15 protein-coding genes are annotated in these 19,101 nt (G+C 58.1%); 7 read left to right on the forward strand and 8 right to left on the reverse strand.

From position 1 onward, the window contains the following. Positions 1 to 4 precede the first annotated feature (4 nt). The 6 genes from J7412_RS17195 to J7412_RS17220 form a co-directional block, all read right to left on the reverse strand. Positions 5 to 1,639, reverse strand: a complete 1,635-nt coding sequence (locus J7412_RS17195; protein WP_209079748.1) for a hypothetical protein — start codon at positions 1,637 to 1,639, stop codon at positions 5 to 7. Positions 1,640 to 1,655: 16 nt separating this feature from the next. Then, positions 1,656 to 2,399: an SDR family oxidoreductase gene (locus J7412_RS17200; RefSeq protein ID WP_209079749.1), complete on the reverse strand. Its 744-nt coding sequence runs from the start codon at positions 2,397 to 2,399 to the stop codon at positions 1,656 to 1,658. Continuing rightward, positions 2,396 to 3,742, reverse strand: coding sequence for an FAD-binding oxidoreductase (locus J7412_RS17205; protein ID WP_209079750.1), 1,347 nt, complete (start codon positions 3,740 to 3,742; stop codon positions 2,396 to 2,398). The genes J7412_RS17200 and J7412_RS17205 overlap by 4 nt, the downstream gene beginning before the upstream one ends. After that, entirely contained in the window at positions 3,739 to 4,158 is a 420-nt protein-coding gene (locus J7412_RS17210; RefSeq protein ID WP_209079751.1) for a GtrA family protein, read from the reverse strand. The genes J7412_RS17205 and J7412_RS17210 overlap by 4 nt, the downstream gene beginning before the upstream one ends. After that, entirely contained in the window at positions 4,155 to 5,645 is a 1,491-nt protein-coding gene (locus J7412_RS17215; RefSeq protein WP_209079752.1) for a UbiA family prenyltransferase, read from the reverse strand. Before J7412_RS17215 ends, J7412_RS17210 begins: the two co-directional genes overlap by 4 nt. Positions 5,646 to 6,315: 670 nt before the next feature. Beyond that, complete coding sequence (locus J7412_RS17220) at positions 6,316 to 7,887, reverse strand: glycerol-3-phosphate dehydrogenase/oxidase (RefSeq protein WP_209079753.1); 1,572 nt, start codon at positions 7,885 to 7,887, stop codon at positions 6,316 to 6,318. A 224-nt stretch (positions 7,888 to 8,111) separates the two neighbouring features. Here J7412_RS17220 and J7412_RS22120 point away from each other — a divergent pair, with 224 nt between their 5' ends. The 6 genes from J7412_RS22120 (at position 8,112) to J7412_RS17250 (ending at position 13,403) form a co-directional block, all read left to right on the forward strand. Then, positions 8,112 to 8,864 (forward strand): acyltransferase, encoded by a 753-nt coding sequence (locus J7412_RS22120; protein ID WP_209079754.1) that lies wholly within the window; start codon positions 8,112 to 8,114, stop codon positions 8,862 to 8,864. A 210-nt stretch (positions 8,865 to 9,074) separates the two neighbouring features. Beyond that, entirely contained in the window at positions 9,075 to 10,664 is a 1,590-nt protein-coding gene (locus J7412_RS17230) for a GMC family oxidoreductase (protein WP_209079755.1), read from the forward strand. A 13-nt stretch (positions 10,665 to 10,677) separates the two neighbouring features. Then, on the forward strand, positions 10,678 to 11,004 hold the full coding sequence (locus J7412_RS17235) for a hypothetical protein (RefSeq protein WP_209079756.1): 327 nt from the start codon (positions 10,678 to 10,680) through the stop codon (positions 11,002 to 11,004). A 1-nt stretch (position 11,005) separates the two neighbouring features. Then, complete coding sequence (locus tag J7412_RS17240; protein WP_209079757.1) at positions 11,006 to 11,170, forward strand: LPXTG cell wall anchor domain-containing protein; 165 nt, start codon at positions 11,006 to 11,008, stop codon at positions 11,168 to 11,170. Positions 11,171 to 11,353: 183 nt separating this feature from the next. Further along, positions 11,354 to 12,307 (forward strand): glycosyltransferase family 2 protein, encoded by a 954-nt coding sequence (locus J7412_RS17245; RefSeq protein WP_247738901.1) that lies wholly within the window; start codon positions 11,354 to 11,356, stop codon positions 12,305 to 12,307. 1 nt (position 12,308) lies between these two features. Continuing rightward, positions 12,309 to 13,403: a glycosyltransferase gene (locus J7412_RS17250; RefSeq protein WP_209079758.1), complete on the forward strand. Its 1,095-nt coding sequence runs from the start codon at positions 12,309 to 12,311 to the stop codon at positions 13,401 to 13,403. Here the strand turns inward: J7412_RS17250 and J7412_RS17255 are convergent. Then, positions 13,311 to 14,204, reverse strand: a complete 894-nt coding sequence (locus J7412_RS17255; protein ID WP_209079759.1) for a hypothetical protein — start codon at positions 14,202 to 14,204, stop codon at positions 13,311 to 13,313. The genes J7412_RS17250 and J7412_RS17255 overlap by 93 nt on opposite strands. A 3-nt stretch (positions 14,205 to 14,207) precedes the next feature. Further along, entirely contained in the window at positions 14,208 to 14,843 is a 636-nt protein-coding gene (locus J7412_RS17260) for a hypothetical protein (RefSeq protein ID WP_209079760.1), read from the reverse strand. Between the two features lie 671 nt (positions 14,844 to 15,514). Between J7412_RS17260 and J7412_RS17265 the strand changes: the two genes are divergently transcribed. After that, on the forward strand, positions 15,515 to 18,958 hold the full coding sequence (locus J7412_RS17265) for an SdrD B-like domain-containing protein (protein ID WP_209079761.1): 3,444 nt from the start codon (positions 15,515 to 15,517) through the stop codon (positions 18,956 to 18,958). The last annotated feature ends 143 nt before the right edge of the window (positions 18,959 to 19,101 follow it).

The raw sequence follows: 19,101 nt of genomic DNA on the forward strand, positions 1-19,101 counted from the left end.
CGGATCAGTCCAGCTTGATCACATCTGCCCAATCATAGACCAGGATCGCATCACTTGGAGTCGCTCTTGCCAACCATTCATGCCGCGCGAAACTTGGCCAGCATTGGGTTGTGTTTCGAAAGGCAACCGGCACATAGGCCGCCTGAAAATCCGCATCCGAATACAGCCCGTCAAAGGCGCTGTCCGCATGTGACCAGAACGCCAGCCCCTGATCTTTTGTGCAGGCCCGATTGAAGGCGGCAAGCACGTCCGGCTGGTGCCTCCAGAATGTCGGCTTGTCAAAACTCGCGTGGTTGCGCATCCCGATTTTCACGGGATTGGCATGAGCCATCTCAACCCAGTTCAGCCCAAGCAGATCATAGATGTGCCCATCATAAGCCAGCGCAATGCCGCCCGCCGGACCCACACCAATTGAGGGGCGCGGCTCCACCTCGTTGAGGAACGCACCAAAATCGAGCCCCTGCTCCACCAGCACATATTCTTTTCGGATATCAAAGCGTGATTGGTAATATTGCCCCCAGCCAATCAGCATGATGCCAAGTGCGGCAACCGCACCAGCCACCTTCGCCGCTCCGAGAGTTGTGGAGGGCATCCCAGCCCCCAAAGCAACCAAAAGCGCCAGCGCTACAGGCAGCAAAGGCGCCACCGGCTGATAGAACCGCCAGAGCACAAAGTGATCGCCACCGAGCGCCGCATAGGTCATCAGCAGGCCAAAAATGGCCGCAGCTGCAACGATCAGCGCGCGCGTACCAGGGCGGCTGTGCCGCGCCTCAAACAGCGCCCAAAAGGTCAACCCCAGCCAGATCATCACCAAGATATCCGTGAACGGGCTGCGCAGCAGGAAATCAAAGAGATATTTCATCCCGTCCGCCAGGCCCTGCAGTCGGTCAGAGGAAACCTTGGCATAAAACGTGTTCGGGAACGGCTGGCCAAAATAGCTCAGCCGGAAAAAGGTGACCGCCACAAAAGAGCCGCCCGCCGCGAGGACAGACAGCCCCAGAACGCGCCAGGACCGCAGCGAGAGCAGAAAGCTCAGACAGATCAGCCCCACCGCCACCAAAATACCTTCCGGGCGCACCAAGGGCATCAATGCGGCTGCCAGAACCAGCCCCAGCCCGTTGCCGGGGCCAAAGTCGTCCTCCACCCGCTTGGCCAGCAGAAACACCAGCCAAATCACCATCATCGACCACAGCGCCAGCTCCATCATGGTCCAGACCGACCACATGAAATACCCCGGGCTGGCCATCAGGAACAACGCCATGGTCCACAGCGCCGGTCCGACTGGTACGTCCAGCCAATCGGTCAGCGCCCGCACCAGACGCAGGGTGATATAGACCGCGCCAAGTGCAAACATCGCACATAATCCGATGATCAGAAACTCCGGCGTGGGCGTAAGACTATAGGCCACCGTCAGAATGCTCATCCATAGAAACGCAGTGGAGCCTTCGACCTTTTCGCCGCCCACGTTGTAAACGTACCCCGCCCCATTGGCGACGTTTTCAGCATAGGATCGGGTGATCGCCGCGTCATCAATGCCAATGAACGGCAGACCGCCAGACAGAAACCACGCCAGCGCCGCCCCGATGCAGGTCAGCCCGAGGGCCAGTATAAAATCTTGGAATTTATGTGGCTGATCCATCTGCCGTCCGATCTCTTCAAAATTTGGTCTTCATAAAAAAACGTTCGGGCAGATGCGTGATCACACCCATCAGCGCACGCCACCGCATGTCGTAATAGACAAGCTTGCCCTTCTCCATCGCCGCCACAACGCGCTCGGCAAATGGCTCTGCGTCGGTGGTCAGCGGCCCGGGCAGGTCCATCCCCTCCGTCATCGCAGTGCGCACAAAACCCGGCTTCACCGTCATCACATGCAGCGCGCTGGCCGCATATTTCTGCCGCAGGCCGGAAAGATAGGCCGCAAACCCCGCCTTGGCGGACCCATAGATGTAGTTTTTGGCGCGCCCGCGGTCACCGGCAACAGAGCCTATGCCAACAATATGCCCGCCCCGCCCTGAAGCGGACATCTGCGCTGCTACCTTCTCCAGAAACAAGCAGGGCGCGAGGAAATTGCTCTCAACAATCAGCCGGGTCGCCGCGCTGTCCCCCGTATCCGCCTCCTGGTCACCCAGCACACCAATGGCGCAGACAACAATGCCCGGCTTCATCGGCAGGCTCTCAAGAAAGCTCTGATGCCCTGCTACATCCAGCACATCAAAATCATGCGCGGACACCTCCACGCTGTGCCGGATAGAGATATCGGAGACATCCGCCTCCAGCCGCTGCGCATTTCGCGCCGCCAGCATGATGGGATGCCCACGCTTGGCCAGCGCGACGGCAATGCCACGGGCGATGCCGGACCGGGCACCAAGGATCAATGCGGGGGTGTCGGCAGGTGTCACAGGTTCAGCCTCTGGGATTGCATAGATTGAAAAAGCCCGCGCGCACCGGATTGGGCGCGCAGATCACGAAACGCAGGCAAACCCTCGGCATATCCTGCCTCAAGCATAGGCTGGCTCATCCGGCTGTCCTTCGCCATATAAAGACGCCCGCCATGTTCCGTTGTGATCTCATCAAGCGCGGTCATCAGGGTCAGCGCGCGCGGCGACAGCTGGAAATCAAGCGCCAGCGTATAGCCTTCCATCGGAAACGACAGAGGCCGCTCCGGCGCGCCGGGGCCAAACCGTTTCAGCACTGCAAGGAAAGAGCCAAGCCCCGCGTCAGAAATCGCGGTCAACAGCTTGGTCAGCCCGGCCTCAGACTCAGCCAGCGGAAGCGCACATTGATACTGCGCAAACCCGCCGCGCCCATAGAGCCGGTTCCACTCTAGGATCGCATCCAGCGGATAGAAATACCGGTCATAGTCAACGAGCTGCGGCGCGAGATTCTGGGAATTCTTCTTGTGATAAAGCCGGTTGAAAGCCCGAATGGTGTAGGTGTTCAGCGCCCAGGAAGGCGCATCCATCGGCATCCGCTGCTTCTTGCGCAGAGGAATATCAAATGGCAGGTCCCGCTGGGCCGCAGCCAATTCCTCAGGCGCAGCATGCTCTCCTAGAAACACCAATGAGCGCCCGCGATGCGCACCTTTGGCCAAACAGTCGATCCAGGCCACAGAATAGGTCACATCGTTGTGGGTCTCAAAAATCTCAATCGCGTCAGCGAGATTTTCCGCCACATGGGTGGTCTGACGCACCCAACCGGAGGGGACCGACAGCAGCTTCGTGCACACCGTGAGGATATGCCCCGTCAGCCCATTGCCGCCAATCGTGGCATGAAACAGCGCGCTGTTCTCCTCAGGCGAACAGCGACGGATCTGCCCGTCCGCGCAATAAAGATCAAACCACAGAACATGATCGCCAAAGCTGCCCACTTTGTGGTGGTTCTTGCCATGCGCATCCACCGCGATCAGCCCCGCCAGCGAGACAAATTTTGTCCCCGGCGTCACCGCAGGAAACCAACCGCGCGGCACAAACACCTCCAGAATTTCGGTGAGGCTCAACCCCGCTTCGGCCACAAGCGTGCCGGTGTCCTCATCAAAAGACAGGATCCGGTTGCGCGCTGTGCCCAGCAATGTGAGGTCCGGGTTCATGGCAATATCGCCGTAAGACCGGCCAAAGCCGCGCGCGATCATGCCTTTGCCCGCATCCACCGACAGCGTGTCAAACCCTGTCGGATCAAGCGGCGTCGTCGCGCACTTGCGCTGCGGCCAGCGTCCCCAGCCTGAGAGCGTCTGCGTCTTGATCATGCATGCCCCCCAACGCCAGTCGCAGGAGTAAACACAAACCGCTTGTCCAGATGATATTTGCAGAAATAACCGACGCTCAGGCCCAGCACGGCGCCCACTTCGCGCATCAAATCGGTCTGCCAGACCAGCCAGAACCCATACTCCGAGCCCCAGAAAATCACCGTCGTGATCACCCCCATCAGGGTGTAGAGGCCAAATTTCCGGCTCTGCGCCTCCTTGGAGACATCAAAAAAGATCCAGCGCTTGTCGAGGTGAAACTTCACCACCAGCCCCACAACCGTGCCGACAAAAATCGCCAGCGGGACCCCCAAACTGCCTTCATAAAGCGCCAGGGACAGGCGCTGCGTCAGCAGGTTCGCGATGGTCGCCACCACCGCAAACGCGCTGTAGCGGGTGACAAGTTGCGTCAGTGTCATAGCTGCGCACTCGCCAGAAACACCGCGCCGCAGGCAGCAAAGACAATCAAGCTCACCTTATCTTTGAGAGCAAAAACAATGGGATCGTCATCCATCTCTCCGCGATAGGAGATGATGGCCACGCGATTGATCCAGTAAAGCAGCATCATGCACACCAACCAAAGAAGCTTTGGCTCAGAGTATAGGCTCGCCACATTGGAGTTGGAGACATAAAGCGCCAGGATCACCACCGAACAATAGCCAGAAGCCAGCATCGCCCCCAGCACCACGGGCAGATCGCCCACGCTGTATCCGCGCCCATCCGTGCTGTCCAAATCCCGCGCTTCCAAATCCTTGAGCTCGGAAATCCGCTTCACCGCGGCCAGCGCGAGGAAGACAAACATCGAGAAGGCCAGAAGCCACTCAGACAGCGGAATGCCACTGGCCGCACCACCTGCCACAATCCGGATCGTGTAAAGCGCACCAAGGGTCCAGATATCGATCATCAGCTTGCGCTTGAGCACCAGAGAATAGGCAAAGGTCAGAGCCACATAGCCCACCAGAACCAATGCAAAGGCCGAAGGCAGGAAGGCCGCAATCACCATCGCCGTCAAAAACAGCGCCGCCGAATGCACAACCCCATGGGCCACCGGAATGGTGCCCGCCGCAAACGGGCGCTTGCACTTGCGCGGGTGTTGCCGGTCCACGTGCAAATCGAGCATATCATTGATCAAATAGATGCAGGATGCCGCGAGACTGAAGGCACAAAAGGCAAAGAACGACGGCAGCAGCATCGACATCTCATGCGCGGCCAGCGCGGGCACAAACACCAAAAGGTTCTTCAGCCACTGATGCGGCCGCATCGCCTTGAGGTAATGGCGCGCTTTGCGCGTCGCGCTTTCATCACTATCCCTGTCCAGATGGGTGACCTCGACATTCATCGCATCCACACGCGCACGCACCGCCGGCTTGGCCCCGATGGTGATTGCCTTGCGCGCCTTGAGCCAAACCTCAAGGTCGGCGCTGGAATCCCCGATATAATCAAAGCCCCGCTCGCCAAACCGATCCACAAGCCATTGCGCCTTGGCGCTGCCTGCAAGATTGCGCTGCGCATCCGAGCCAATTGCCTCGTCAAACAGCTCCAGCTGATCCCCGATCAGGCTCACCTGTCTGTGGTTTGAGGCCGACACCAAAAGCACCTGCCGCCCGCTCTCTCTGGCCGCAGAAATCTGCGCCAGCACATCCTCACGCAGCGGCACGCTGTCGGCATCAACCACCATTTCGGCGGCCAGCCTGTCTTTGAATTGCGCTTTCCCCGCAAACAGCCAAGAGACAATCTGAGGCAATTTTGCAGGCTGCTTTGCAATCAACAGCAATAGCGCTTCGTGCATCGTATCTGATTTGGTCAGCGTGCCGTCCAAATCAACGACCAACGGAATGTCCACAGTATCAGACATGTCAAATTCAAGAGCGTCCGCAGATCCGCGCTGTGCTCCTATCGTCGTCATAATTTAATCCAAAACCAAAAAAGTCTAAAATCTAAAAGTAGGAAACCCCAAGCTCTATTCTAAACCAAGCGATAGCTGTTCAAGAAAGCGTAACTTGGCTCTCAGAGTTGCCAAAATATCGATTTGCGCAATATCCAGTCATTTAGAAACGCCGCAGAGCGGCAAATGGCCCGCCATCCACAGCAAGTTGGCGCAGAAATACGCACCCATCCTCACCTAAAATGGTTCGAAGCACTGACCAATAATACGCGTGTATTCATATCCCCGTTTTTAGGCGTTCCTATGCGGCCATCCGCACGCACATAACAGCCGAATTATTCGATTTTTTTGCGGCACCGCATCAAAAAGCGCGCTATCGATTTGTGGCTCAATTCCACAATCAGCAACAGCGTCTTACCTGGGCCACCCCGCGGCCGATTTCGACAAAAGATTTAGGCTGCTGGCAATCAAGTTTTTGACAGGCCGAGAAAAAGTACCGTCAACACCCATGGGTGGGCCTCATAAATTAAAGAATCAATACTTTAATATTTAGCCCAAGCCTTGTGATGGGCCTAGCTTTATCCTGACAACGGCAATTCTGAACTGCGACTTGCCAAAAAACGCGGCATGATTGCCGCATATCAGCAGCCCCATTCACAGGAATATTAAAACCCGCACATTGGGTCGAACGTCAGGAAATCAGATCCATTTGCGCAGAAAGATCCGCTTTCTGCGCCGCATTGGAAAGCCGCTCCAAAACCAGCGAAATCTCCTTGCTCCGCGTCTCTTCGCTCCAGTCCAAAAGCGCTGCCATTTCGCTGACAACCACTTGAAATTGCTGCGCATTCATCGTGCCCAGCACCAGATCATTTGTGCGCCTGAGCAGCACATCACTCAGCCGGAAGGCCTGCGTCTCATCCACATGTTGGCGCACAAAGACACGCAGCTGCGCCTCCGTCAGCCCTGCAATCTCATGCGGCATGTTTTCATAATCCGGCAAATCCACGCTGCGCGTCTGGCAGGGGCGCGCCTTTGCCTGTGCGCCCAACAGTTGATCAACCGCCTGCTCCGCCACCAGCCGCGCGGTGGTCCATTTCACGCTGACAATGCTGAAAAGCCCGACAATCCCATCCACGACACCATGATCAATAATCTCGCTTTCATGCAGCGGCACCGCCTCTGCGCCCTCTTCCCGCATCGCAGGCGCCAGCCCCGCATAGCTGTAAAGCACATCCTCAGACGTCAGCCCCAGCTCCGGGTAGACCTCATTGAACTCCTCAACAAAATCAGCCACATCGCCCGGCCCAACCCGATCATCCACCTCAGCGCCCTCATGGGCCACATGGGTGGTGCCGATCATGGTTTTGCCCTGCCAGGGTACCACAAAAAACATGCGGTTGGCGCTGTCGACTTTGGAGTCAGAGGCGCGGTTGCTGCGCACGGCCACCCCATGCGGCAGCGCCGGTTTGCGGGTCACCAAATTCATGCTTTTGACCAGCCCAAGCTGCATCGAAAGCTGCGCTTCATCCGCACCGTTGATCCAGCTCGCCGCCCAGGGGCCGGTTGCGTTGACAACCGCGCGCGCCTGAATGTCAAAACACGCGCCGCTGCGCATGTCCCGCGCGTTGACGCCAGCAATCACCTGCGGATCATCCTCCCGAAACAGCGGCGCGTCTGCGGTCACATAATTGGCCACTGAGGCCCCATGCTCCGCCGCTTGTTGCAACATCTGCAACACCGCCTTATCCGCCAGCGAGACCTGCGCGTCCATCCACATCGCCCCGCCGCTTAAGGGCTGATCCTCCATGCCCGGCACCATCTCACGATAGCGCTTCGCTCCCAGAACGCGCCCCTTGGGGGCCTTGAGCCTGCGCCCGTCTTTTAGCGCCACACAGGCATTGAGCAGCTCATAAAGCACCACCCCAATGCCAAGCGCGGCAGGCCCCCGCATGCCAAACCCGTAAGCCGGCATCAGAAACCGCATCGGCTGCACCAGATGCGGCGCGGTCTGCAGAAAAATCTGCTGCTCACGGATCGATTCAATCGCCCGCTTGAAATTGAGATGCTGAAGATAGCGGATGCCGCCGTGAATGGTCTTCAGGGAGTTGTGGCTGGTGGCGCTGCAAAAATCGGCCTGCTCCACCAGCGCCACGCTCAACCCGCGCAGCGCCGCATCCCGCGCCACACTGGCCCCCAGCACACCGCCGCCCACAACAACCAGATCAAACTGCCGCGTCGACAGCTCTGACAAATCACGTTTCATAAAGTCACCAATGGTGCACGAATCTATTAAAAACGGCCACTTAATCAAATAACCGCCTCTGATAAGACGCAATTTCCCACCGTTTGTCATGCTGCCAATTGCCGCGCTGAGGAATTGAGGCATCACCTGCGTGGCCACATCACCACACTCTGCGCAGGCATCTTGCGAGGCGCGCTTTTTTGGTGCTACGCAAATCAGGCTTGGGTTGTTTATGGGGGATGCTGGTGGAAAGTGAGCGCGACACTCTTAAAAAAGACCGCGTCGTTGATGCGTTGAACGACGACAGCTCTGCCCTGCAAAAATATCAGAAATTCTTTGTCGGCAATTCCAGTTTCAGCGCCTTTCTGCGGTATGAATTTGCCATGATGTTTGCAGCTGGCACGCGCGGCGCTTTGGGCTTCTTTCTCAGAAAACACCTATTCCCCGGCCTATTTGCCAAAACCGGAAAAGGCGTCAATTTTGGCCGCAATATCTCTTTGCGTTGCCCCACCCGCATGTCGCTGGGCGAGAGCGTGACCATTGATGACGGCTGCGCGCTTGATGCGCGCGGCGCAGCTTCTGCCGATGATTTTTCCATTGGCCCGCGCACCCTGATTGCGCGCGACACCGTGCTGCTCGTGAAAAACAACCACCTGCGTATTGGCGCAGATTGCTCCATCGGCAGCCAGTGCAATCTCAGCGGTGTGTCAGGCATTGAAATTGGCGATCACTGCATCATCGCAGGCCAATGCTATTTCGGCGGTGGGCGCTACAAAATGGCGCTTGGCGAAGGTCCCATGGTGACGCAAGGTCTGGAAACCAAAGGCCCTGTGGTGCTTGGAAATGACGTCTGGGTCGGCGCGCATGTCTCTATTCTGGACGGGGTCCGCATCGGCAACGGCGCGGTGATAGCGGCAGGTTCGGTGGTCACCAGCGATGTGGACGACAACGCCATTGTCGCAGGCGTTCCTGCCCGCGTTATCCGCCACCGCAGCTGATCTGCGCCGCCACCCGACGCCGGATGGCCCTTTTCCAAATCCGTTCATCCCGTTTGGGCGTTTGAACCGCACCGATGTATCAAAACCACGCCCCCGCGTGCTTTCTGACGCAAACAGCTTGCCACAAACTGCCACCACGACCTAACGTGGCCTTAGATTTTAGGGAGGGCTCCGCCCTCAAATTTTGACATAGCATATTGTGAAGACGAGATGATTATTGACGCTCGCAGCTTACCTGACGGCGAGGTTATCGACGCCGACATCTGCATCGTCGGCGGTGGCCCTGCGGGCATCACCCTTGCACTGGAACTCTCTGGCTCCCCTCTAAAAGTTGCCCTGATCGAAAGCGGCGGCATCTACTATGAGGATGAAACCCAGCAACTCTACAAGGGGCCCAATGTCGGCTTTCAGTATGACCCGCTGGATGAAGCCCGCCTGCGCTTCCTCGGCGGCTCCTCAAACCACTGGAGCGGCCACGCCATGCGCCTGGCACCGGTCGATTTTGAGGTGCGCGACTGGATGAAATGGTCCGGCTGGCCCATCACCTATGAGGACATCGCCCCGTTTTATGACCGCGCGCAGCCCTATTTCGAGCTTCATGAAGAGCGCCCCTATGACATCGCCTATTGGGCGGACCGTCTTGGCTTTGACCTCTTTGACCTCAACCCGGATCTTCTGGAAAACGTCTCCATCAACCAAAGCCCCCCAACGGCTTTTGGCTATACCTATGAGGATGCGCTCCGGGCGTCTGAGAATGTCACGGTGTTTCTCAACGCCAATGCGCTCAACATCGACAGCACATCCACCGCATCCGAAGTCACCGGCATTGATCTGGCCTGCATCGACGGCCCAAGGCTGCGCTGCGAGGCCAAGCGCTATGTCCTCTGCATGGGCGGCATCGAAATCCCGCGCCTGATGCTTCTGTCAAACAAGGTGCACAACACCGGCATTGGCAACGGCAATGACCTTGTGGGCCGCTTCTTTGCAGACCACGCCGCCATCCGTCCGGCGGCGCGCATATTGGCGGGCCGCACCGCCCCCAACATCGATCTTTATGCCGAGCCTTACGAGTTTGACGATGTGGGCGGCATGTTTGCGGCCATTGTGCCGTCAGATGATCTGCTCCGGCGCGAACAGATCGCCAGCTTCATCTTCCACATGTTCCCCGCCGCGCGCTCCCCCGGGGATCTGGCCATTGGCCAGCTTACCAAACAGCTCCGCGGCAAGGGCAACGGCCTCGCCCCGCATATCCAGAATGTGCTGACCGATCTGGATGGCGCGGTCAACGGCATCTGGCGGCGCGCCCTTGATACAAGGGACGATCTGATCACCCGCGAATGGGTTGGGCCGTGGCTTGGGTTTGAATGCGTGCCAAACTACGACAGCACCGTGCATCTGGTGGAAGAAACAGACCGCTTTGGCCAGCGCCAAATCGCACTGAACTGGCAGCTCACGGATCAGGAAATGCGCACCGTCAAACGCGCGACAGAACTGCTCGCCTCAGAGATCAGCCGCACAGGCGCGGGCCGCGTCTGGACCGATGTGCTCAGCGAGGACTACGACTGGCCAAGCTTTGTCGCCCGCGGCAAACACCACTGCGGCACCACCCGCATGTCGGCGGGGCCAGACACCGGCGTGGTGAACGCCGACTGTCAGGTGCATGGCATCAGCAACCTCTTCATCAGCAGCTCATCTGTGTTCCCCACCAATGGCTACGCCAACCCAACCGTGACCATCGCCGCCCTGTCGATCCGCATGGCAGACAAATTCAAAGCCGACGCACGCGCAGGCACCCTGTAAGGAGGGCGATCATATGAAACGACGTGACTTGCTTCTGGCAGCCGCCCTCAGCCCGGTGGCCTCGCTCGCCAAAGCCATGCCCAATCCGTCTTTGGACGCACTCAAAGAGATTGGCCGCGCCGCCCTTGCGCAAGGTGCCGTTCCGGCGGGCCCTGCGGCCTTGCGCGCTGCACTGGGATTGCCGTCCCACGCGCCCTTGTCCGATCACACCGGATCCCTAAACGCGAAAGTCGCGGATGATTTTGCCGCAGGCCACACCGTTCAGGTCGATGGCTGGGTGATGAGCCGCACCGAAGCCTGCGTCTGCGCATTGATCGTTTTGCAGGAAGAAGGGGCCTGACATGCGGGTTTTCATCCTTCTGATTCTGATCGCCGCATGGGGCCTCTTCCTGTCCGTTTTTGTCCCCGGAAGCCTCTATTCCGGCACCGCGATCGGCGCGCTTATTGCGACTCTCTGTTTTCTTTTATTCGGCCGCAAACGCCGCAATGGAAACAAAGCCAATTAAGCCAACGGTATTGTCCAATTCCATAGCGGTTTTTGCCTAATTTCACTGCCCAAGGTGTTGCGGGAACGTGTCACCTCACTCCGCAATTGCCACAGCCCACGGCGGTTGCTAGAGTTTGAGCCAATTCGAAGGCATTTTGCTTTAGGTATTTTTAATTCTTTTGTTTTGGTCAGGAGTCATACTTTGACCGTTAAATACTCTGTCATCGTTCCAATTTTGAACGAGGAAGAAAGTGTGGGACTGCTCTACCAGAAAGTCGCCACCGTTTTTGATGAATCCAAACTGTCTTTTGAACTCATCTTTGTTGACGACGGATCCACCGACAGCAGCTTTGAAAAACTCTCGGAGCTTTCCGCAGAAGACCCGCGTGTCGTGGTGCTGAAGTTCCGCAAAAACTACGGACAGACCGCAGCGATGATGGCGGGCATCGAATATGCGCGCGGCGAGGTTCTGGTCACCATGGATGGTGATCTGCAGAACGATCCCGCAGACATTCCGATGATGCTGGCCAAGATTGACGAAGGCTATGACATGGTCATCGGCTGGCGCATCAACCGTCAGGACAAATGGCTGTCACGTAAGTTGCCCTCGATGATTGCCAACCGTCTGATCGGCAAGGTCACTGGCCTGCCGGTAAAAGACAACGGCTGCTCCCTCAAGGTCTATCGCGCCAACACCATCAAGCGGGTGCCGCTCTATTCCGATATGCACCGCTTTATTCCGGCGATGACATTGCCCGTGGGCGCGCGCATTGCCGAAGTGGGCGTGCGTCACCATGCCCGCCAATTTGGCGAGTCCAAATATGGCCTGTCACGCATTTTCAAAGTGCTGCTTGATCTGATTGCGATCAAAACCCTGCTGATGTTTTCGCGCAAACCCATGCGGCGCTTCACCGGGTTGTCCGTCACTTTTGCATTTTTGACCTGCCTCTTTGCTTGGCCCATCGTCTTTGGCCCCGGAGCTGCTGAAACCGGCAGCGTCATGGTCTTTACATCCGTGGCCATGCTCTGCGGCTCTCTGTCCCTTTTCTTGTTTTTGGTCGGCGTGGTCTGTGCCTTGGTGCACCGCCAGATTGGGCCCGACAAATTGTATTGGCTCGGCGGCCATTCCGTGACCGCGCTGCCGAATGGAGAATAAAATGATTCACAGTCAAAATACCCATGACGCAAAAGCGGCAAGCGAACTTCTCACGGTAATTGTCACCGCCGATGGGGATGGCAAAGGGCTGAAAGAGCTTCTGTCTGATTTTCGCCCGGTGCTTGATGCCCGCCCCGAGCCTTACGAACTGGTGGTGGTCTATGAGCAATCCTCGTCGGGCATCACCCAGGCGCTCAGCGCGCTACAAGACAGCTGGCCCAACCTCAAATCCATCGGCCAGCGCCCTTGGGCCGGCGAAGACTCGGCCATCAAACACGGCATTGGCCAGGCGGTGGGCGATATCGTCCTCACGCTGCCATCGTGGCGCGAGATTGAGCCGGGCTCCATCAATGCGCTGCTCGATGGGCTTGCCGATGCCGATATGGTGGTGGGCAAACGCGACAAGGTGGATCGCAACGGCATCCAGAAATTCCGCTCATGGGCCACCCACGGCCTGCTGCGCGCCCTCTTTCAACAAAGCTTCAGCGATGTGTTCTGCCGCGCCCGCGCCGGTCGGCGTGATGTGTTCCAGAAGGTCTCTGAACTGGGCGTCCGCCAACACTTCCTGCCCCTGATCGCCGCCTCTGAAGGCTACAAGGTCAAAGAGGTTGATGTAGCGGTGATGCAGAACCTCAACGAACAGGACATCTACAAATTCAAACCCCACGCCCATGTCGGCGCGCTGGTGGATCTGATGACCCTGTTTGTGGGCCTGAAATACCTGCGCCGCCCCCTGCGGTTCTTTGGCTCGGTGGGCGTGCCCCTGATCTTGGTTGGCGCCTTGCTGACCACCTATCTGGTGATTGAGCGCCTGTTCTTTGGCGCAGCCCTCGCGGATCGCCCGGCTCTGGTGTTTGCGGTTCTGATGCTGGTGCTTGGCATTCAGATCGTTGCCCTCGGCCTTGTCGGGGAAATCATCATCTTCTCCTCAAGCCGAAGACTGCGCAGCTACGAGATCGATCAGGTCCTGAGGGGCCGCCCCACCGCCGCGGAAGAGGCGGCCTCAGAACGCACCGCGCGCCCGCGCGGTACAGAGACCCCACCACAGGGCGATCGCCAGCAGGCTGACATAAGAAGCGATATCGCGGACGCCTGACGCATGCACATGGACGTCCTCAACCCGCAGCGTTGAGGGCGTCTCAAACACCCCTTTGACAGAGACTAGAGCGCCTGCGCCCAGCGTTGTGTTTGACAGCGCAAGGCGCTCGCCGGTCCACACACGCAGATGCGGCGCACCGTTCTCAACCACGATCCGGTTGCGATCAATGCCAATCTCCCGCCCCGCACGCTGGTCATATTCCGCCAACACTTTGGTGGAATGCACGTTGGCCGCGAAAGCCCCTTTCTCCATCGCGAGGGGCGCACAGAGATAGACAGCCAATAGCACAACCGCAGCCCGCGCACGCACACCCCTCGGGCGCAGCAAATCCTCACCATTGGGCGCATCTCTGAAAACCATCCAGAGCGCCACACCAAGGCTCAGCCCATAAAGCGCATAGGTGGGCCAATCCTCCGGCCAGAACAGCCCGAAATTCAACGGCACCCAATGCAAAGGCGCAAAAAGCAACACGCCGTTGGCCCATTTTGTCTGCAGCGCGTCCAAGGCAAAATGCAGCAGCGCTCCAATGGCCAACACATTGAAAACGCTCACAGCTCTCCGGCTGAACAGCGCCAAACAGGCGCAGAGTACCAGGCTCATCAGCAGACTGCTTTGCGCCACCACATAGAGCCGCAGCTCAATCGCAGGCACATCGCCAACGACGCGCACCACCCGCTGCAAAATCCACGGCAGATCCGGGATCACACATCCTGCCAAAATCCATTTTGTGTCCGCCTGCGGCAGTCCAATCCGGGTGAGCAGCACCTGCGCACCGATATGCCCCAAGGTGGCAGGCACGGCTCAGCCAAACCGCTTTCGCAACTGCATCCGGACCTGCGCCGCGATAAAGGCCGCCGGGGTCGTCAGCGCCCCAAAACACGCCGGGGAGCGCTCAACCTGTCGCAACCAATCTGCCATGCTGCCAAACGGACGTTCCGGATCTATCGCACAGTCCGCTACAAACCCGTAGCGCCCAACGGCCCGCTCCTGATTGGGCAACGGCAGCGGGTCTGACCCCGCCAAAACGCGCCAGCCATGAGCTTCGGCTTCTGCCAGCAAGGCTGGCCGCTGCGCACCACGCATCCGCACGCCACTGTCCGCGACAAAGACCCCCGTATCGGTCGGCGCTTGCGAAATCAGCGACCGCACCACCTCGCCCCGCGTGCCCTGCCACTTGCCAAAGCCCCAGGGCAACACCACCAGCAGCCCCTGCCCGACCGCCGCGCTGATTACCTCTGCCAAGGGCGCCCCGTCAGGCGGTGCCGCAGAGGTCCCATGCAGCAAAACCTCAAGCCCCTCCTGCGTCACAACCTGCCGCCCGGCGACAATATAGATGCAGCTCCCATCCGGCGTGCGCGCCAGCTTGGTCATCTCTTCTTGGGTTTGTGTGATTTCCCATTCTCCCGCCTTTTCGGGGAGAGAATCATAAAAATTCACGCCTGATATCTCTGTGAGAAACAAAAAACCGACGTCAGAATGACTGTTTCTCATTAACCCCATAGTCGACCGCGCATTATCGAGCGCCTTTTTTAGGGAAAACGCGGAATGAATATGCACATGACCATCAATATGGCAGCGTATCAGACCGCCAGCCGCAGCCTCTAGATCGTTGTTATTCAATAGATTTGGTCCAAATAGAGACAATAATGTGTTTTCTCTATATCAGCCCCCAACGCAGGCGACGTCAATAAAAACCGCGCGAAATAATGGCGAATTTCACGGCCAATCGCCCCACCCCGCGCACTACTCTTTTGGGTAGGTATCAAAACCCTGACTGGAAATTCACAAACCCCTAATTTTAAATGTTTTTTTTACAGATTATTAATACTTATTGACGCCACTGAAATCTCCGTATCTTATTTGTGATGTGTCTGTGGGAAGGGTAATCAAACAGGCGGAATATCGGGGGAATTTAACAATTCCAAACCGCAGGACCATTTTTTGCCTGCATAAAATTTATACTTTTGCCTCTTTGATGTTCGGCCCATCAAAGTGGACCTATTTGTTTAACATTCGGCGCAATTCCGCTCTGAATCCCCGCTCCGCTGCTCTCCCGCTTATTTGGCGAAAAATACGCGTTTGTTGCGAGTAATTAGGGGGAATTAACAGTGTCATACTATTACCGCGAATATGAATGGACCGCTCTCAAGGAATCCGATCTTCTGGATCAGGGCGGCAACGGCTCCAGCATCGGCTGTGGCGATAAATTCACCATGCCGGACAGCGCCTCAGTCTGTCTCTCAACCAAAGACAACGATTACTTCCTCTCCGGCGACAACTGCCGCAATGAGCATGCCAACGACCGCTCCGGTCAGCAGGCCTATGTCGACGGTGAAAAAGTTGGCGGTCAGATGTATGCGGAAAGCTATCACGTGCTGAAAGGCTCTGATGGCCAGACCTACTACATGATCGAAATCGAGATCGAAGATCACAACGCCCCCGGCGCAGGCGACGACTATTTCAGCTTCTACGGTGAAGTGCCGCCAGAAGGCACCGAGCTGACCGTTGTCAAAACCTGCAATGTCAGAAGCAACTGGGTCGACTACAAATGCCTCAGCGCAGGCGAAAAGGTCGAAACCGGCACGATCTCCGGCACTGTATTCTGCGATGTGGACTGCGACGGCATCAACGGCGAAGTCACCATCATCCCCGGCTGCGACTACACCATCGAAGCCGAAGACATGGCCAGCTACGGCTTCAAAACCGTCGAAGGTTCTCAGGCCTCCGGTGGCGAACTGGTCAAGCTCTACTGCGCAGGCGGCTACGGCGAACTTTGCACCACCTTTGACGGCAAAACCGGCGTCTATGACGTAAAAATCCGTGTGCAGGATGAAAAAGACGGCCAGAGCGTCATCAAGCTTAAGGTCGGCGGTCAGATCGTCGAAGCCATCCGTCTGGATGCAGACACCGATGGCTGGGGCTCCAACGATGGTGGCTTCTCCACCTATGTGATCAAAGATGTTGCGATTGAATCCGGTCAGGACGTCAGGCTCCGCGCCTATGGCGATGACTACGAATTTGTCCGCATCGACAACATCGTTCTGGAAGGTCAGGATCAGACCGAAGTGGTGTCTGAGCCCACCAAAGCGGGCGTGACCATCAAGCTTCTGGATCTGGACGGCAATGTGGTTGCGACCACCCAGACCGATGCGGATGGCAACTACCGTTTCGATGACGTCCCTGTGGGCGACTACAAGATCATGGGCGTTGCCCCGGATGGCACAGAATTCACCATTCAGGACGCTGGCGCAGATGACAGCATCGATTCCGACGTGGATGAAAACGGCATGTCCGGCGTGGTCTCTGTCACCGCGGACAGCGAGACCGACATCGACCTCGGCGTCTGCGTGAAAGAAGATCCCGGTTCCCTCTCCGGGCGCTATTTCTGCGACGTAGACAGAGATGACCTCGACAACAACAACGGCGACGAGCCTGGCATCCAGGGTGTGCTTGTCACCTTGCTGGACGTGAATGGCGATCCGGTGCTGGACGCTGGCGGCAATGCCATCACCACCCTGACCGATGCGGATGGCAACTATCAGTTCTCTGATCTGGAGCCCGGCACCTATGGCGTCAAATTCGAAGACCCGGATGCCGTGCTAGTTGGCAAAGAGCTGGTGAACCCCAATGTTGGCGCGGATGACACCTCTGACAGCGACGCCATCGGCGACACAACGATGTCCGTCATTGAAAACATCACCGTTGTGTCCGGCGAAGACACAGGCGACAACGACGCCGGTGTGCGTGACACGGACCCGATGACCGCAGAGCTTGGCGACACCGTCTGGCTGGATCTGTTTGGCGACGGCATTCTCAACGACGAGGAATTCGATCCGTTCTTTAACGGCCGCGAACAGGGTGTGCAGGGCGTTACTGTGCAGCTCTTGACCGCCTCCGGCATGTTGCTTGCTGAGCAGATGACCGATGAGAACGGCAACTACCTCTTCACCGGTCTCGCTGCAGGCGACTACAAGGTCGGCTTCATGCTGCCTGAGGGCTTTGCCTTCACAGCGGCCAATCAGGGCGGCGATGATGCGCGCGATTCCGATGCGGTGCCAATGAGCGCTGATTTCGCGATGACACAGGTGGTCACCCTGGCCGAAGGCGAGTCCAACCTCACGCTGGATGCTGGCATCCTGCGCTGCGGTCTGATCGAAGGCACCAGCCAGGCGGATGAAAACTCACCGGTGGGCGGCTTTGACCTGCTGGTGGGCTGTGAAACCGATGACAGCATCATCGGCTTCTCTGGCGAAGACACCCTGATGGGCAACGGCGGCAACGACACCCTCGAAGGCGGCAGCTATGACGATCTTCTGGAAGGTGGCGAAGGCGAGGATGATCTCAACGGCGGATCCGAGAATGACATCCTGATCGGCGGCGCTGGCAATGATGATCTCAACGGCGACGGCGAGGTCGACACCGCGGTGTTTGGCGGCAACTTTGCCGATGCTGACATTCAAATCGTCGACATCTTCACCGGTGAGCTGATCATCACCTCGGTGGATGGCGTCGACCGCCTGCGCAACATCGAATTCCTGCAGTTTGATGATATGACCGTGGCCGTGGAAGAGCTTGTACCAGGCGGCACCAGCGATCAGGTGGCCGCACCGGGTGCGGGCGGTTCGGTCAACATCGACGTGCTCGCCAATGACATCGAGCTCAGCGAAGGCATGCTTGAGGTCGCTCAGGTCAACAACGGCGGCTACGGCACCGTGGTGCTCGAAGCGGACGGCACCGTGACCTACACGGCTGGCGCGAACTTCACCGGCTATGACTCCTTCAACTACACCGTCACCAACGGTGTCGGCTTTGTCCGCACGGTCGAAGTGCAGGTCGGCGACGTCCCAACACTGGACCCGGCGGACCCAAGCACCATCGTGCTGGTCGAGCCTCTGGGTGCAAACGGGGTCAGCTTCACCGGCACGGGTCTGGATGAAAACATCCTTGGCACACGCGGCGAAGACACCATCGAAGGGCGCGGCGGCGACGACTTCATCGAAGGCGGCCGGGGCGACGACAACCTGCGGGGCACCGCTGGCTTTGACACCCTGCTCGGCGGCGAAGGCGACGACACCATCAACGCCGACGGTCAGGCCGATCTCGCCTTGGGCGGCATCGGCAATGATGCTCTCGCCGGTCAGGCCGGTGCCGACACACTCTTTGGCGGCGACGGCGATGACTTCATCCGCGGCCTGCAGGGCTCGGACTATGTCTCCGGCGGTGCGGGTGATGACCGGTTCCTCAGCCCCAACGACGGCGCAGATGTGATCCTTGGCGGCGCTGGTGCCGACGAGTTCATCTGGTCAGAGGCTAGCGATGCGGGTGAACGGGACTTCCTCGATGGGGAAAGCGGGATCGACCGCCTCGAAATCGAGCTGGACGGCGCCGATGCGGTTGCGGTTCAGGCCGAAGTCGACGCCTACCTCGCTCTGGTTGCCCTCAATGCGCCCGCAGCGGGCAGCATCAACGACGGCAGCATCCTCACAGACACCTTCAGCTTCACCACGCTGGATCTCGACATCCGCAACTTCGAGGAAGTGGTGCTCATCTAAGACAGATCAGGCCCTCAATCGGGGGCCTGCTCACCCTCAACTCGTGATGCGCCTCTCAGACTTACCTCAGCCTCACAGCGCATTGGCGACAAGACCAAAAGCTCCCGAAACACCTTCGGGAGCTTTTCCTTGTCTGGTCGCAG

Origin of the sequence: Shimia sp. R9_3, from assembly GCF_017743755.1 — a bacterium.
GTDB lineage: Bacteria > Pseudomonadota > Alphaproteobacteria > Rhodobacterales > Rhodobacteraceae > Shimia.